This window comes from Brachybacterium sp. AOP25-B2-12 (assembly GCF_052378625.1).
Classification (GTDB): Bacteria; Actinomycetota; Actinomycetes; order Actinomycetales; family Dermabacteraceae; genus Brachybacterium.
Genome location: NZ_JBQSXW010000091.1, coordinates 1 through 389 on the forward strand (window position 1 = coordinate 1; position 389 = coordinate 389).

1 protein-coding gene is annotated in these 389 nt (G+C 64.0%); it reads left to right on the top strand.

The annotated features are described in order from the left end of the window. Positions 1-358, top strand: a 358-nt coding sequence (locus ACT3TZ_RS15290) for a transposase (RefSeq protein WP_444584264.1), incomplete at its 5' end; no start/stop codon positions are given. Between the last annotated feature and the right edge of the window lie 31 nt (positions 359-389).

Sequence of the window (389 nt, forward strand, 5' to 3'; positions counted from 1 at the left end):
TCACCACGACGATCTCCGTTGCCACAGCGATGCGGGGTCTCAATTCACGTCAATTCGCTACGGCGAACGCCTCGCCGAGATCGGCGCGACACCCTCGATCGGAACCGTCGGCGACAGCTACGACAACGCCCTGGCCGAGACGGTCAACGGCTACTACAAGACCGAACTCGTCCGCGGACCCGCCCGCCCAGGACCTTGGCGGACCGTCGAGGATCTCGAGCTCGCGACCCTCGGCTGGGTGCACTGGCACAACACCCAGCGCCTCCACGGCTACCTCGACGACATCCCGCCCGCCGAGTTCGAGCAATCGTTCTATGCTGACCAAGCCGCCACTACTGAGATGGTGGGAACCAAATAGCGCGAGTCTCCATCAGACCCAGGGCGCTTCA